Source organism: Streptomyces inusitatus, assembly GCF_014651115.1.
Classification (GTDB): domain Bacteria; phylum Actinomycetota; class Actinomycetes; order Streptomycetales; family Streptomycetaceae; genus Streptomyces; species Streptomyces amakusaensis.
In genome coordinates this window covers 131,417-146,997 of record NZ_BMWG01000001.1, presented here as the reverse complement: position 1 = coordinate 146,997, position 15,581 = coordinate 131,417, and the positions used below count along the sequence as shown (strand labels likewise).

Sequence of the window (15,581 nt, the reverse complement as noted above, 5' to 3'; positions counted from 1 at the left end):
ATGGCGGCCCATGGCAGGTGGGCAGCACACAAGGCAGGTGACGTCAGATGGCCGTGTGGGACGACCTCGTCGGTCAGGAGCGGGTGCAGGAGCAGCTCGCCGCCGCCGCGCGGGACGCCGATGCGCTGGTCACCGCCGTGGCGGAGGGCGAGCAGGGCCCCGACGCCTCCAAGATGACGCACGCGTGGCTGTTCACCGGCCCCCCGGGCTCCGGGCGGGCCACCGCCGCCCGCGCGTTCGCCGCCGCGCTCCAGTGCGTCAGCCCCGACCGGGCCCTGGGCGGGATCCCCGGCTGCGGCTTCTGCGACGGCTGCCACACCGCCCTCATCGGCACCCACGCCGATGTCCAGGTCATCCGCACAGATCTGCTCTCCATCGGAGTGAAGGAGACCAGGGACCTGGTCCGCCGCGCCCAGCTCTCCCCGGCCGTGGGCCGCTGGCAGGTGATCATCATGGAGGACGCCGACCGGCTCACCGAGGGCGCGGGCAATGTCCTGCTGAAGGCGGTGGAGGAGCCCGCTCCCCGCACCGTGTGGCTGCTGTGCGCGCCCTCGCTGGAGGACGTGCTGCCGACGATCCGCTCCCGCTGCCGCCATCTGACCCTGCGTACGCCCCCGGTCGCGGCCGTCGCCGATGTGCTGATCCGCCGCGACGGCATCGAGCCCGAGCGGGCACAGGCCGCCGCGCGCGCCACCCAGGGGCACATCGACCGGGCCCGCCGGCTGGCCACCGACGAGCGGGCCCGCACCCGCCGGGCCACCGTGCTGAAGCTGCCCCTGCGGGTCGACGACGTCGGCGCCTGCCTCAAGGCGGCCCAGGAGCTGATCGACGCCGCCGCCGAGGATTCCAAGCAGGCCTCGGAGGAGACCGACGTCAAGGAGACCGAGGATCTGAAGGCGGCGCTCGGCGCGGGCCAGGGCGGCCGGATGCCGCGCGGTACCGCCGGGGCGATGAAGGAGCTGGAGGAGAAGCAGAAGCGCCGCAAGACGCGTACCCAGCGCGACAGCCTCGATCTGGCGCTCAGCGATCTGACCGGTTTCTACCGCGATGTGCTCGCGCTTCAGCTGGGCTCCGAGATCGCCATCGCCAACGGCGACGTACGGGACGCGCTCGACCGGGTCGCCCAAGGCTCCACCCCCGAGCGCACCCTGCGCCGGATAGAGGCCGTGGTCGCCTGCCGGGGCGCGCTGGAGGCGAATGTGGCTCCGCTGCTGGCGGTCGAGGCGATGACGATGGCCCTGCGCGCGGGCTGACGCTCCCCGGCCCGCCGTCCGTCCGGCCTGCCGACCGGCTCGACGGCTCCGTACCGCACACCCGTCCCCCGTACTCGCAGTCCCCGTCCCGTCTCCTCGTCAACGACGCGCTTCACCCGTCCGGGCGGAAAACGGCATTCCTCGCGCATCGTCCCCTACGCTCCGGGGATGGACCCAAGGCGCACATTCCGCAGTTCCGTCCTCGCGGTGGCCGCAGCGGCCCTGCTTGCCTCCGGGTGCACGGGAGGGGGCTCCTCGTCCAGCGCCTCGGCGTCCACCCCCGACGGCGCGGGGGCGGTTGCCGTCGCCGAGCCGTCCGAGAAGCTCCGTCCGTACTACGGGCAGAAGCTCTCCTGGCGCGAGTGCGGGGCCTCCGGCTTCCAGTGCGCCTCGCTGAAGGTGCCGCTCGACTACGCCGAGCCCGGCGGCGAGTCCATCGAGCTCGCCGTGGCCCGCAAACGGGCCACCGGCCCCGGGAAGCGGCTCGGCTCCCTGATGGTCAACCCCGGCGGCCCCGGGGGCTCGGCCGTCGGCTATCTCCAGATGTACGCGGGCATCGGCTACCCCGCCCCGGTCCGAGCCCGCTACGACATGGTCGCCGTCGACCCGCGCGGGGTGGCGCGCAGCGAGCCCGTGGAGTGTCTCGACGGGAAGGAGATGGACGCGTACACCCAGACCGACCAGACCCCGGACGACGCCGCCGAGACCACCCTCCTCACCCGCGCTTTCCAGAAGTTCGCGCAGGGCTGCGCGAAGCGCTCCGGCACGGTCCTGCCGCATGTCTCCACCGTCGAGACGGCCCGCGACCTCGATGTGCTGCGGGGTGTGCTGGGCGATCGGAAGCTGACGTACGTGGGCGCTTCGTACGGCACCTTCCTCGGCGCGACCTACGCCGAGCTGTTCCCCGCCCGCACCGGCCGGCTCGTGCTCGACGGCGCGCTGGACCCGGCGCTCCCCGCCCGCCAGGTCAACCGCGATCAGACGGCCGGCTTTGAAACCGCGTTCCAGTCCTTCGCCGCCGACTGCGTCGAGCGGGCGGACTGCCCCCTCGGCACCGGCTCCGAGCGGGACGCCTCCGACCGGCTCAAGGCGTTCTTCGCCGAACTCGACGCGCGGCCGATCCCCACCGGGGAGAGCCGCCGGCTGGGCGAGGCGCTGGCGACCACGGGAGTGCTGGCAGCGATGTACGACGAGGGCGCCTGGCCGCAGCTCCGCGAGGCACTGGCCGCCGCGATGAAGGGCGACGGAGCCTCCCTGCTGACCCTCGCCGACAGCTACTACGAGCGCGACCCCGACGGCTCCTACTCCAATCTGATGTACGCGAACGCCGCTGTGAACTGTCTGGACCTGCCGCCCGCCTTCACCGGCCCGAAGCAGGCCTCGGCCGCGGTCGGGGAGTTCGAGAAGGCCTCGCCCGTCTTCGGCCGGGGCTTCGCCTGGGCCGCCCTGAACTGCGCGTACTGGCCCACCCCGGCCACCGGGAAGCCGCACCGCATCGAGGCCGAGGGCGCGGCCCCGATCCTGGTCGTGGGCACCACCCGCGACCCGGCGACGCCGTACACCTGGGCGCGCGGGCTCGCTTCGCAGCTCTCCTCGGGCAGGCTGCTCACCTACGACGGCGACGGCCACACCGCGTACGGCCGGGGCAGCGACTGCGTCGACACGGCGATCAACGCCTATCTGCTGGAAGGCACGGTTCCGCCGAAGGGCAAGCGCTGCCGCTGAGCCCGCCCGCGTCCGCCCGTGTCAGTGGTGGCCGGCACTGGCGCGCAGACCACCGGGTACGAGCCACACCACCAGCAGGGTGACGGCGCCGACGATCCCGACCGAGACGAACGCCGTGGTCGTCAGCGCGCTGTCGAAGGCGGCCCGCCCGGCGGCCAGCACCGCCTCGCCCGCGCCGCCGCCCTCGCCGGTGGCCAGCTCGTACGCCCCGCCGATCGACTCGCGCGCCAGCTCCGGCTGCCCGGCCATGTGCGACGCGTACACCGCGCCGTGGATCGAGCCGAGCAGCGCCACCCCGAGGCCGACGCCCAGCTCGTAATTGGTCTCGGAGACCGCCCCCGCCTGCCCGGCGCGCTCGGCGGGGACCGAGGAGACCAGCACCGACGAGGCGGTGGTGATCGCCATCCCGTCGCCCAGTCCGAGCAGCACCAGCACGGCGGCGACATAGCCGTACGTGGTGGGCTCCGGCGACAGCGCGAGCACCAGGAAACCGGCCACCACCCCGCTCAGCCCCACCGCCATGACCGTTCTGACCCCGGCCCGTTCCATCGCCCACGGCGCGAGCAGCGCCCCGATCAGCATGGCCAGCGCGGCGGGCAGCGTGCGCAGCCCGGCCTGGGAGGGGGAGTAGCCATGGACGTACTGGAGCCAGAGCGAGACCAGGAAGAGCGCCGCGCCGATCGCCAGCATCGCCATCAGGATGACCAGCGCGGCGGCGGTGAAGGTGCGGTTCTTGAAGAGCCGTACGTCCAGCAGCGGATCGGCGAGTGTGAGCTGCCGGCGGGCGAAGAGCCACAGCGCCGCGATCCCGGCCGCCAGCACCACGATGTCCACCGCGCCCGGGCTCCCCTTCGCCACATGCTTGATCCCCCAGGCCAGCGCCACGATCCCGACCACCGACAGCACCGCGCCCACCCGGTCGAGCGGCCCGTGCCCCGCGTCCTTGAACTCGGGCAGCAGCCAGAGCCCCGCGACGACGGTCACCACGACCACCGGCACATTGACCCAGAAGGCCGCCGCCCACCCGTACTCCTCCACCAGCACCCCGCCGACCAGCGGCCCGATCGCGGCCCCGGCCCCGGCGACCGCCGCCCAGATCCCGATGGCGAGCGCGCGCTCCCGGGCGTCGGTGAAGACATTCCTGATCAGCGACAGCGTCGACGGCATCACCATCGCGCCCCCGATCCCCAGCAGCACCCGCCCACCGATCAGCTGCCATGTGGTCTCGGCCGTCGCGGCGACCACCGACGCCAGCCCGAAGATCACGATCCCCACGATGAAGAGCCGCTTCCGCCCGTACCGGTCCCCGACCGCCCCCGTGGTGACCAGGAGCCCGCCGAGCACCAGCCCGTACACATCGATGATCCACAGCTGCTCGATCGCGCTCGGCCGCAGATCGTCGATGAGCGACGGCAGCGCCACATTCAAGATCGTCGCGTCCATCGCGACCAACAGCAGACTCGCGCACAACACGGCGAGCACCGCCCACCGCCCGGCCCCCGGACTGCCCTCCGCGGTGCCCCCGGGGTTCACGGCTTGGGCCACGGCTCCATCCCTTCGGGGTGAAAGTAGCGCTATGCCCGCCTATGTACTTCTCGGCCAGTATTGAGGGATCTCCCCCGCGGTGTGCAAGTCGAGAGCCAGGTCGCAGCCCCGCGAGACCGCTCCGGGGTGGTCCGGGGCACCCGAAACAAGCCTGTAGACTTGGTGCCGCTGCTGATGAGAACCTCCCTCTGCGGGGATGGCTCTATCGGCAGTTTGCCGCCTTAGCTCAGTTGGCCAGAGCAACGCACTCGTAATGCGTAGGTCTCGGGTTCGAATCCCGAAGGCGGCTCTGAAGAACCTCAGGACTCACTCGCCGTGACCTGGGGTTTTTCGCTTTTTCGGGGCCAGGGGACGGGCCCGCCGGACCCCCGGACCGAGGGCGCGTGAGCCCAGGGGTGGCCAAGGGGTGGCCGCGCGTGCGGCGGACGCGCAAGCCGTGCCGGCGACGCCTTCGCAGGGCTGGGCCGTTCCTCCCCTGTGCTTCAGATCTTCAACGGTGCCGACCAGGCGGTGCGCTGGTGGGCCGCGTACGCCTACCTGGGCCCTGGGCCCTGGGCCCTGGGCGGGAAGCCGGAGTGCCGGGCATCGCTAGTGCCAGTGGCGAGATGACGACGTGGTCATACGCCCAGTGAAACGCGTGAGGGCTGGACCTCAATGGTCCAGCCCTCAACGATGCCACGGCGTGCTACCACACACGATCCGTTGCTACCGACCTTGAACCTCGCGAAGTTTTCGAAGGAGTCCGCATGAGGGGAATCGAGACGTTCGCGTCCCGCGAGCCGGTCCAAGAAGCGTCGCACCCGTGCAGGCCTGGGAGCAAGCTGAAGAGGGACGCAGGTGGCTCAACCTCAATCACGTTCATCCGGTAAATCTGGCCAGATAAAGAAAACAGCAGGTCAGGTACTTGCGAGGTGGCAGCGTGAGCTGACCAGCTGGGCACGGGACCCAGGGGGCGGGATGTCACTGCATCAACTCCCCACCCTCCGTGGCTCATGAGGCAGGATTACTGATCACACCACGGGGCGTCTACCACCGCCCTTCGGTGACGAAGGAGTCCGCATCCGTCCGGGGGTACCGCATCGCAGTCGCCCCCGACATGATCCTGAGGGAACCTGCCAGTGAGCCGCTCTCGTCATGCCTCCCGCCCCGTCCCGCCGCCCGCACCCCACCGCCTGCGGGGCACCGAGGCGGTCGTGGTGATCGTCATCGTTCTCACCGCCACCGCCCTGTATGCCTCTCCCGGTCCAGACGCACAGCGGCTGGACCTCACGACGGTCCTCCAGCTTGTGGCTGGGGCCGCACTCATCGGTATGGGAGTCGTCGCCACCCTCCGCTTCATGCGCCGCGCCCACCTCAGCGCCCTGCGCCTGGTGTGAGGGGGGGTACCGATGGGACGTCCCGAGAAGCCGTTGCCGGTCGGCGGTGCCAACCCCGGCCACCTGATGCTCGCCGCGCATCTGCGCCGGTGGCGCACGGAGGCGGGCCTGACCTACGCGCAGCTCGCTCAGCGGTGCACCGAGTTGCACGCCGTTGACTGCTCCGCCTCCACCTTGCGCCGCGCGGCGTCGGGTGACGCGATACCGCGACTGCCCGTTGTGGAGGCGTACGCCAAGGCGTGCGGGGCCAGCCCGAGCGTGGCGCGCAAGTACTGGCGCGACGCCCGCGTCCTGGACCACCCCAACCCGCACCAAGGTGGAAAGACGGTGCCGAAGGCGCACTTGGTCGGCAACTCCGCCGACCTCCTCGCCGGCCTCCGTCACCTCTACTACCGCGCAGGTTCCATGCCGTTGGCGGAGATGGAGTCGCGGGCGGGACTCAACCGCCTGCCGCATAGCACCCTGCACCGCATGCTCCACGGTGCCACCATGCTTACCATCGACCAGCTCCGCGCCTTCCTGGAGGTCTGCGAGGTTCCTTGGGAGGAGGAGGCGGCGTGGGTGGAGGCGTGGCGTCGGGTGTGGCACCGGGAACAGCGCCAGCACCTGGTGACGAACAGGTGGGCTCGCCATCGAGAGGTGCTTCCATGGAATGCGCTGGCTGAGGTGACAGCAGATGCGGCCGAGAGGGTCCGCCAGCGTTACCGCCGGGACTTGATGGAGTACGAAGAGGAACTGAGGAGGATGCCCCACTGGGGCAAGACCGCTCAGGACGCAGCCCTGAGGAATCTCGGCATCAACGTCTTCCCCCTCCTGCCCTCGCTCGCTCAGGGATCGGAGCCGCGTCCCTTCTTGGGCAAGAGGCGGAAGCCGGGGAGGTCCAAGCCGCGCCGCCGTCGGGCGGCCCGGTAGGAGTGCACCGTGATCCCGATCGGGGCGCTCGGCGAGGTCGCCGAATGGGGGGCGCGATGGCCGATCGCATCGAAACGGGCGGCCGGAGCGTGGGTCCGTGCGGCGAGGGGTTACGGGCGGAGCGGGGCGGACCTTTGAGTCCGCCCTCGTCCGCTATTCGTGATCGGCCGAGTGGGTCGGCGATGTGCTGATGCGATCTCGGTGGTCCGGGCCGTGGCCGGTTCGATCCGCTAGCCCCACACGGCACCCCGATCGGGCGAGGCCGGCTACTCCCGGCCGGAAGCGGCGGAGTTGCGCGTCATGTGCATGGTGAAGGGGCCGGAGAAGGACTGGCCCTGGACGACCGTGCTGTCGTGGGCGTTGCCGACGCTGTTGTGGGCCACACCGCCCGAGGGCTTGGGCTCGGACTGCCGCTGCCACTCTTCCAGCAGTGCGCGGAACTCCCCGTCCAGGGCGGCCCGTACCCCGAGGGCCGTGGCGAGGGCCTGGGCGCGCAGTGGGTCGGTGGGGTCGTTCTGCAGGGCGGCGGCTTCGAGTTCGCCGGAGCTGATCTGGGACGGTCCGTCTTCTTCCGTCCCCTGTGCGGATCCCCGCTGGAACGGGCGTCGTACCAGTGCGGTGAGTCCTTGCCATGCGTGGCGTCCGGCCTCGCTTCCGATGCCGCCGGCCAGTGCGGCGAGGGTCGCTGCGGTGATCGGGTCCATGCTGGTCTCCCTGGGTCGACGTCGGATTGTTCTACCTTAGGTCTGCCGCATGGGGGGACGGGGATGCTCCGGCGCATCCGGAAAACTCGCGCGTCGTCGTCATGGAGCCGGTGAGCCCCTACTGTTGGCGCATGGCTGAGGAGACGTGGAACAGTCTGGACGGTCGTGCGGACGCGGTTGTCCAAGCGGGGCGCATCGGCGAGCTGCACCAGCATCTGTATGCCGGGGAAGCGCCTGCTCAGCCCGTCCCCTTCCAACTTCCGCCAGCGCCGGCATGGTTCGAGAACAGGCGCGACGAGCAGGAGCGCATCGCCCGTGCGGTCCGGGATCACCCCGCTCAACAGGGGCCTCTGGTCGTCGCGTTGACCGGTATCGGCGGCATCGGCAAGACGGCTCTGGGGTTTCATGTGGCCAGGGGGCTCGTGGACCGGTATCCCGACGGGGTGCTCTATGTCGATCTGGACGATCTGCGCCGGGACGGTGTCGTCGAGGTGTCCGACGCGGTCGGGGAACTCCTGAGCGGTCTGGGAGTGTCGCCGGAGTGGTGGGAGAGATCGCTCGGCGGCCGTACGAAGCAGCTGTGGAGCCGGACCCGGGACAAGCGGATCGTCGTGGTCGTCGACAACGCCCGCTACGGGGCCGAGGTCGTCCCGCTCCTCCCGGCGTCGGACCGGGGGCTGGTGATCGTCACCAGTCAGGGCGCGCTGTACGACCTCGACGGCACCGCCGCGGTCGAGGTGCCGGTGGGGCCGCTGGCGGTGGATGACGCGGTACGGCTGCTGGGGCGCTTGGTGGCCGACCCACGGCTGACGGAGGAGCCCGACGCGGCGGTCGATCTGGCGCGGGGCTGCGGCGGACTGCCGGCCGCGCTCCAGGTGGCCGGGCAGTGGGTCCGCAAGTACCGCAGGCGCAGCTTGTCCCGGCTCGTCGAGGAGCTCGCGGCGGAGCTGCGCGGCAAGGGGATTCCCATGGTCGAAGCGGTGTGGGACGCGGCGTACGCGAGTCTGGCACCGGATTCGGCGCGGTTGTACCGTGTGCTGCCCCAGCTTCCGGGCCAGCGGATCCAGGAGCTGACCGCCGCCGCTCTGCTCGGCCGCGATCCCGCCGCCGCGGGCGATGCCTTGGAGGAACTGGAGTCCGCCGGGCTGCTGGAGGGTTCGGCCGAGGGCTGGCGCATGCACAGCCTCTTGCGGGGGCACGCCGAGCGCCGCGCGCGGCAGGAGGACCGGGACGGGACGGAGCGAGCGGGGGCGCGGCGCTCGCTGATCGCGTGGTACCGGCGCCAGGCCGCCCGCGCGGACCTGCTCGCCGCCGGGGAGCGGATGACCTTCGCGACGACGCCGGAGCCCGTCGCGGCCTCCGTGCCCGATGTCGGCCTGCCGGGCAAACCGGAAGCGCTCCGGTGGCTGGAGTCCCACCGGTCGGCTCTGTACGGGTGTGTCCGCCTGGCTTTCGAGGACGGTCTGTACGAGGACGCGTGGGCGCTGTGCGAGCCGTTGTGGACGCACTTCCTCGACCATCCGCACTACGCGGACATCACGGACGCCTTCCGTACGGGGGTGGCCGCGGCCGACCGTATGGAGCACCTGCCGGCGATGGTGCGCATGAGGTGCCAGCTGGCCCGCCCGCTGTGGGAGCAGCGGTTGTACGACGAGGCGGCCGAGCAGCTTCGACATGCTCTCGCCGCCGCGGCGGCTCTTGGGGAGTCGCCCGGGGAGCTCAAGCTGCGGGCGTCGACGGTGGAGTTCCAGGGCCTGTTCAAGGCCGAGACGGGGGACTGGGCCGGGGCCGCCGCCGACTTCGAGGCGGCGAAAGCGGCCCATGCGGAGATCGGCAATGTGTACGGGGTGCTGCTTCAGACCTATCTGCTGGGACGGACCGCTCTGCGGAGCGGGCGGCATCAGGAGGCCGTCGCCCTCCTCGGCGAGGCACATCGGATGGCCGGGCTTCAGGAACGGGAGCGGATGACGGCGCGGGCGGGGTTCGAGCTGGGCCGCGCGCTGCGGTTGGCGGGGCGCCCGGAAGAAGCTCACCCTCTGGTCAGCGCCGCTCTGGACGGCGCCCGGGCGCGTGGTTCCCGTACGGACGAGGTCCGTGTCCTGGAGGAGCTGGCGAGCCTGGCGGACGACCGCGGCGATACACGTGTCGCGCGGGAGCACCGTACGGCCGCGAACCGTATCGCGGTTCAGTACGGGGGAGCCTCCCCCGGAGATCAGAGCTCGTAGTCGAGGTCGTCCGCCACCGCGGTTTCCAGGTGCACGCGTACGGTGATCGCGCCCGTGTCGCACAGCAGCGACACGGGTGGAGCGTGGGACGCGCCGGTGCCCAGCCACGCGTGGACCGCGGAGGCCACGGCCGCCGGATCGGCGTAGGAGACGCGGCCCGCGTCGCGATGGGGCTCCAGCCGGAGGCTGAACAGTCCGGCTGCGCGGTGCCTCAGCAGACATCGCCGGGGCGTCAGGACCGCGACCGCGGTGCGGCAGGCCGGTGACTCCGCCAGGGCGTGCGCGGTCCAGCCGCCCGCCGTCCACACCGTCCACGCGGTCGAGTGCGGGTGCGCGGCGGTGTCTTGGGCGCGTCGCCACAGTACGGAGGCGCTCTGCGCCTCGCGCTGTCCGGCGGTGGGATGCTCGGCCGCCAGGTGGTGGACGTGCTCGCGCGTGTGCGCGGGGAAGCGCTGGACGGTGATCCGCTCACCCGACACCTCTGTCCGTACCGCGAAGGCCGACGGCCTGCGGGGTGCCGTCGAAGGGCGGGGGAACGCCCGCGTCCTGACCGGCCCGGGCGGAGGGGTGAGCCCGAGGAGCCGGTAGAGGTGGTGCCTCAGCCGGGTCAGGGCCTGGCCCTGTCGGGAGAACGCGCCGGCGGCGAGAGTACGGGTGTCCACCGCCAGGGCGGCCCGGAGGGCGTCCGGGAGTTCCGGGGCGGCCGGGAGCCCGGGCGAGGCGGCCAGCAGCCGTGCCATCGGACTGTCCGGTATCAGTTCGTGGCCGCCGTCGTAGGCGTCGATGACCGGGCGGCCGAGAGCCGCGGCGTACAGAGCGGTGGAGCCGTGGTCGGTGATCACGGCGTCGGCGGCGATCAGCAGCGCGGCCCACTCCTCATGGGGGCGGGAGAGGACGAGGCCCGCCGAGAGCGCCGGGGCGAGCCGCCGGGACAGGTCGAACAGCCCCGTGTCGCTGTGCTCGTTGGGGTGCAGGACGAGGGCGAGCTGGAAGGAGTCGTACGGCAGGAGCCCACTGAGGTCGGCCGCCAGCCCGGGGCGGCGGGACACCAGCGATTCCGGTCCCCAGGTGGAGGTCAGGACGATGAGTCTGCGGGGCCCGGTCTCCAAGGCGTCGCGGAAGTCCTCACGACGGGGGGCGGACGCGAGGAGGCGGTCCAGGGTGGGATCGCCGACCACCGCGGCGTGCCGCGCGGCGACGGGGCTCGTACGCTCCAGACGGGACACCTGCTCCTCGTGCGCCAGGGCGTGCAGCCCGGCCCATGGCCCGCCGTCGGCGAGGAGATAGTGGGGATCGAGGCCCGAGGGGACCCCGGCCGATCCGTCGTCGGTGATCGTCTTGTTGAACCCGGCTCCGTGCGGCAGCAGCGCCCGGGGGCCCGACAGCCGTCGGAGTTCTCCCTTCGGGCTCGCCGCCAGGATCAGATCGTGCGCGCCACGAAGCGCCTCTTCCCAGGGCAGGGTGCGGGCGCCTGCGCGGTCCAGGGCCGAGAGCGCGTCGACGTCGAAGCGCGAGCCCGGCACCAGCGTGAACCGCGTGACGACGCGGCTGTCGCCGTCGAAGGCGGGCAGTACGTCGAGAAGCCGGTGCAGGGCTCCCGCGGAGCGCACAGCGACCAGCACTGTCCGCTGTCCGCTGTCCGCTGTCCGAAAAGTGTTAATTATACCCATATGGCGAGGTGCGGGCGGAACAGGTGATTCGGAGGGGTTGTCTGGAGCCCGGTGCGGCATGCGCCCGATCGTAGTGGCTGCGGAAACGCATTCCTTCTCGTCCGGTGTCCAGTACGGTGACGAGTGGTCCGAGATCTCGAAGGCGGTGGTTCATGAGCACGCGAGGCGAGCCGGATCGCCCGGCGGCGCCGGGGATCACGAACAGCATCCCGGGTCATGTCGAAGGGCAGCTCGTACAAGCGGGCGTCGTCCACGGCGGTATCACCTTCAACTACCACGAGGTACGGGAACCGCACCTCGGCCGCCGTCCCGACCAGGTGCCGAGACCGCCACGCGGGTTTGTGAACCGCCACCGGGTGCTGGCCGAGCTGGACGGCTTACTCGGGTACGGCGACGCCGACGGCTGCCGGATCGGCGTCTTCAGCGGGCTCCCCGGAATCGGCAAGACGGCCGCCGCCTGCCAATGGGCCCACAACAACCAGCGGCGATTTCCCGGCGGTCAGATCTTCATCGACTTCGCCGGGCTGCGTTCGGGCGCCGGAGGGGACGTCTCGGAGGCACTCGCCGTCTGTCTGCGCGCCCTGGGAGTGCGGGACCAGTACCTTCCCGCGAGCCTCGCCGACCGTGCGGCCCTCTACCGCGATCTGTCGGCCGGGCAGCGGATGCTGGTGGTGCTGGACGATGTGACGCGCCCGGCTCAGGTCACCACTCTGCTGCCCCAGGGGGTGGGCAGCGCCGTACTGGCGACCAGCACATGGCGGCTGGGCGAACTCGTCCTCGACGGGGCGGCCCTCCTCCAGCTCGACGTCCTGGACGCGGACAGCGCTCTGGAGCTGCTGTCGGCCCTCTGCGGCCGGCAGCGCGTCATGGACGAACCGGAGGCGGCGGCACGGCTGGTGGAACTCTGCGGCGGCCTTCCGGTCGCCCTGCGCATCTGCGGCGCGCGGCTGCTGATCCACCGCCGTCTGACGATCGGCTCGCTGGCCGCCGAACTCTCCGACGAACAGAGCCGTCTGAGCCGTCTCGCCGTGTCCTCAGCCCACGAGGAGCGCACCGTGTCCGCAGCCCTTGAACTCGCCTACCGGGACCTCCCTGACGCCGCCGCCCGCATGTACCGGGTCCTCGGCCGGCTGCCCGGCCTCAGCTTCGACACCGCCGTCGCCGCGGTGGCGGCCGGGCTGCGCTCGGCGGCCGAGGCTCAGGAAGCGCTGGATGTGCTGGAAGCCGCCAGTCTGCTGTCCGTCGCCGACGACCGGAGGTATGTGCTGCACGGCCTGGTCCGGCTGCACGCCCGGGACACCGCCCGCGCCCTCGACGACCCGCCCGGAGCGGAACGGGAGACGGTACGCGCGGTCACGGGCCACTATCTCGCGCTGACCGGTTCGGCGGACCGCGCGGTCCGGGCCGACCGGCTTCGGATCGCCGAGCCGCCCCTTCTCTCCGGTTCCGGTGAGGTCTCCGGTCCCGCCGCCCCGGGGCCGTTCGCCGGTGCGAGCGATCCCGGGAGTGACGCGATCAGCTGGCTGGAGGCCGAGCGGGCCAACATCCTCGCCGTGCTCAGGGCCGCGTCCGGATTCGGCCTCCACCGTCCGGTGTGGCAGCTCGCCGAGGGGTTCACCGTCCTCTTCCTCCACCATCGACACCTCGCGGACTGGCGTGAGTCGCTCGAACTGGGCGCCGAAGCCGCGCGGCTCGACGGCGCCGCGGCGGCCGAGGCGCGCCTGCGGAGTCTGCTGTCCCGGCCGCTCCTCGACCTGCGGCAGGATGTGCGGGCGAAGGCGGAACTCGACAGGGCCGAGCAGCTCGCGGTGGAGTCGGGGCACACCGTCCTCCAAGCGTCGGTGCAGGAGTTCCTGGGCCGTTACTGGGACCGGCACGATCCGGCCCGTGCGGTGGACGCGTACCGCGCCTCGCTCGCTCTCAACATCGAGGCGGAGGAGCCGAGGGGCGAGGCGCTGGCCCGCTACTTCCTGGGCTGTGCGCAGAGCGCGGCCGGTGACCACGCCACGGCGCTGACCGCCCTCGGCCGGGCGCGGGAGACGTTCCTCGCGCTGGGCGACGAGCGGATGGCGGCGCGGTCGCTGGCCGACACCGGCCGGACCCTGGCCCGGAGCGGTGACCTCGCCGAGGCGGCCGCCGCCCTGTCCCGGGCCGCCGACGATCTGCACCGCGTCGGGGCCTCGCACTATGAGGCCGGGGCCCTGGAAGACCTCGCGGACCTGCTGGACGACCCGGTGGAGATCCGGGACTGTCTCCGCCGTGCCCTCACGGTCTATGAGGAGGGCGGCAGTCCCCGGGCGGCCGAGGTCCTGGCCAGGCTCACCGAGGGCTGATCCGCGGCCGGCCGGGCGGGGCCGAGCAGCAGCCTCTGCCGCCGCGCGCCGTGGAGCAGGACCACCACCGCGCCGTCCAGCGGTGAGCCGAGGCGCAGGCACACATAGACCGCCGTCGCGGCGGTGCCCGGGTCCGGCACCGTACCGTCGGCGGCGCGAACGCGCACCAGCCGTCCGTCGCGCAGTCCGACGACGCAGCCGGCCTCCCCGGCGTCCCCGGTCAGCGCGGCGATCCGGGCCCCGGGGAAGTCGGCCAGGAGAGCCGCCACGCGCTGCCGCCCGGTCCCGGGAGCGAGGATCTCCGAGGCCGAGCACACGACGGTGGCACTGTCGACGAGACGCGTGTCCGGCTCGTCGACATCGCATGCCAAGTGCCAGAACGACGCTTCGCTCTCGGCGCTCTCCCCGGTGAGCGCGGCGGGGAAGCGGCTTACCTCCGCCCAGAGTTCGCCTTCGGCCCCGGGTACGACGGAGGTGCGCACCATCAGGGACCGGGCCCGTGCGGTGTCCGGCGCCGGGAGCGGGAAGGCGCGCGGCCCGCGAGCGGGATGTTCGGGCCGGGGGAGGCCGAGGAGGCCGTAGACCAGCTTCCGCAGCCGGGGCAGGGCTTCCCCCGGCTCCGCGAAGGCGCTGTCGGCGACCGCCGTGAAGCGGTCCGCCCGGTGTACGGCCATGGCCGTCTCCAGCTGCTCCCGCAGCGGCCTGTCTGTTTCCAGCCGGCTCGCGGCCGAGCGGAGCGCGTGACCGGCGGTCCGGGGAACGGCTTCCGAACCGAACGCGCCGAGCACCACGGGGCGTCCGAGGGCCGCCCCGTAGAGCGTCACCGACCCGTGATCGCCGATGATCACGTCCGAGGCCACCAGGGTCTGCTGCCAGCCGTCCGCGGGGTCCACGGCGATCAGACCGGCTTCCGCGGCGCGCTGCTGCATGACCCGGACCTGCCAGGCGCCGTGACCGGACCAGACGTTCGGGTGCAGGATCAGCGCCACGCGGAACTCGTCGGAAGGGAGCTGCGACAGCAGGTCCGCCGGAAGTCCCGGCCGGGACCCGACCAGCGATTCCTCGCCCCAGGTCGAGCTGACCACCACCAGTCGACGCCCCGGAAGCACGCCAAGGGCCGCCCGGTAGCGCTCCCGCCATCGGACACTCGCCCGGAGCCGGTCGAAGCAGGGGTCGCCCACGAGCACCGTCCTCCCGACCGTGCCGGGGTGGGCGGCCGCGAGCTGGGCCTCCTGGTCGGGATGGGAGACGGCGAGCCAGGCCCGGCCGGCCGCCAGCAGATCGTCCTGGACGAGCCCGGACAGGCGGGTTCCCCGCCCGGCGGAATCCGGGACCTGCTTCTGGAACCCGATCCCGTGCGGCAGCACCACCACCGGATAGTCGCCGGGCGGCACCGAGATGTTCTCGGAGGCGGAGATCAGCAGGTCGGGCGAGATGTCCGCGAGCTGCGACCACGGCAGCGTACGGCAGCCCAGCGACCGGAGCAGATCGAGCACACCGTCGTTGAAAGCGGATGTCGGGTCGTACGCGAACACCACGGCGATCCGCGGGTCGTCGGGCACGATCTCCGGGACCACGTCCAGTACGCGCACCAGCGACGTCATCGTCCGCGCGGCGACCACCAGCGTGCGTACGCTGCCGAAGGTCCGCCAGCGCGCGGCATCAGGTCCTACGGGGACGAGAATGCGCTCGTCGGACTCCATCGCGTACCTCCGCCCGACGGCAGGATCGCACACCCCCGGCTCCCGGCTCCCGGCTCCCGGCTCCCGGCTCCCGGCTCCCGGCTCCCGGCTCCCGGCTCCAGCGTGGCTAGCGCAAGTGTGGACGCTTGGCAACCG

Annotated in this window: 10 protein-coding genes and 1 tRNA gene; 7 read left to right on the top strand and 4 right to left on the bottom strand. The window is 72.2% G+C overall.

Annotation, left to right across the window (positions count from 1 at the left end; all coding sequences use genetic code 11):
* Window positions 1–47 precede the first annotated feature (47 nt).
* Window positions 48–1,253 (top strand): DNA polymerase III subunit delta', encoded by a 1,206-nt coding sequence (locus tag IE247_RS00680; RefSeq protein WP_190120840.1) that lies wholly within the window; start codon window positions 48–50, stop codon window positions 1,251–1,253.
* A 168-nt stretch (window positions 1,254–1,421) separates the two neighbouring features.
* Window positions 1,422–2,978: an alpha/beta hydrolase gene (locus tag IE247_RS00675; RefSeq protein WP_190120839.1), complete on the top strand. Its 1,557-nt coding sequence runs from the start codon at window positions 1,422–1,424 to the stop codon at window positions 2,976–2,978.
* A gap of 21 nt (window positions 2,979–2,999) precedes the next feature.
* Here the strand turns inward: IE247_RS00675 and IE247_RS00670 are convergent, their stop codons facing one another.
* Window positions 3,000–4,523 carry an MFS transporter gene (locus tag IE247_RS00670; protein WP_229868371.1) on the bottom strand — a complete coding sequence of 508 codons (1,524 nt, stop codon included), beginning with the start codon at window positions 4,521–4,523 and terminating at the stop codon, window positions 3,000–3,002.
* A gap of 215 nt (window positions 4,524–4,738) precedes the next feature.
* On the opposite strand from IE247_RS00670, the gene IE247_RS00665 reads away from it, so the two are divergent.
* The 3 genes from IE247_RS00665 (at window position 4,739) to IE247_RS00655 (ending at window position 6,811) form a co-directional block, all read left to right on the top strand.
* A tRNA-Thr gene (locus IE247_RS00665) sits at window positions 4,739–4,812 on the top strand.
* Between the two features lie 829 nt (window positions 4,813–5,641).
* A complete protein-coding gene (locus IE247_RS00660; RefSeq protein WP_190120838.1) occupies window positions 5,642–5,899 on the top strand; it encodes a hypothetical protein in 258 nt (85 codons plus the stop codon).
* A gap of 12 nt (window positions 5,900–5,911) precedes the next feature.
* Window positions 5,912–6,811, top strand: coding sequence for a helix-turn-helix domain-containing protein (locus IE247_RS00655; RefSeq protein WP_190120837.1), 900 nt, complete (start codon window positions 5,912–5,914; stop codon window positions 6,809–6,811).
* Window positions 6,812–7,077: 266 nt separating this feature from the next.
* Here the strand turns inward: IE247_RS00655 and IE247_RS00650 are convergent, their stop codons facing one another.
* Entirely contained in the window at window positions 7,078–7,515 is a 438-nt protein-coding gene (locus IE247_RS00650) for a hypothetical protein (RefSeq protein WP_190120836.1), read from the bottom strand.
* A 131-nt stretch (window positions 7,516–7,646) separates the two neighbouring features.
* On the opposite strand from IE247_RS00650, the gene IE247_RS00645 reads away from it, so the two are divergent.
* A complete protein-coding gene (locus tag IE247_RS00645; protein ID WP_190120835.1) occupies window positions 7,647–9,740 on the top strand; it encodes a tetratricopeptide repeat protein in 2,094 nt (697 codons plus the stop codon).
* Here IE247_RS00645 and IE247_RS00640 read toward each other — a convergent pair.
* On the bottom strand, window positions 9,728–11,410 hold the full coding sequence (locus IE247_RS00640) for a CDP-glycerol glycerophosphotransferase family protein (RefSeq protein ID WP_190120834.1): 1,683 nt from the start codon (window positions 11,408–11,410) through the stop codon (window positions 9,728–9,730). The genes IE247_RS00645 and IE247_RS00640 overlap by 13 nt on opposite strands.
* Before the next feature lie 152 nt (window positions 11,411–11,562).
* On the opposite strand from IE247_RS00640, the gene IE247_RS00635 reads away from it, so the two are divergent.
* On the top strand, window positions 11,563–13,743 hold the full coding sequence (locus tag IE247_RS00635) for an NB-ARC domain-containing protein (protein ID WP_190120833.1): 2,181 nt from the start codon (window positions 11,563–11,565) through the stop codon (window positions 13,741–13,743).
* On the opposite strand, the gene IE247_RS00630 is transcribed toward IE247_RS00635, so the two are convergent.
* Window positions 13,683–15,446, bottom strand: coding sequence for a hypothetical protein (locus IE247_RS00630; RefSeq protein WP_190120832.1), 1,764 nt, complete (start codon window positions 15,444–15,446; stop codon window positions 13,683–13,685). The two genes, IE247_RS00635 and IE247_RS00630, sit on opposite strands and share 61 nt — an antisense overlap.
* Window positions 15,447–15,581: the final 135 nt, after the last annotated feature.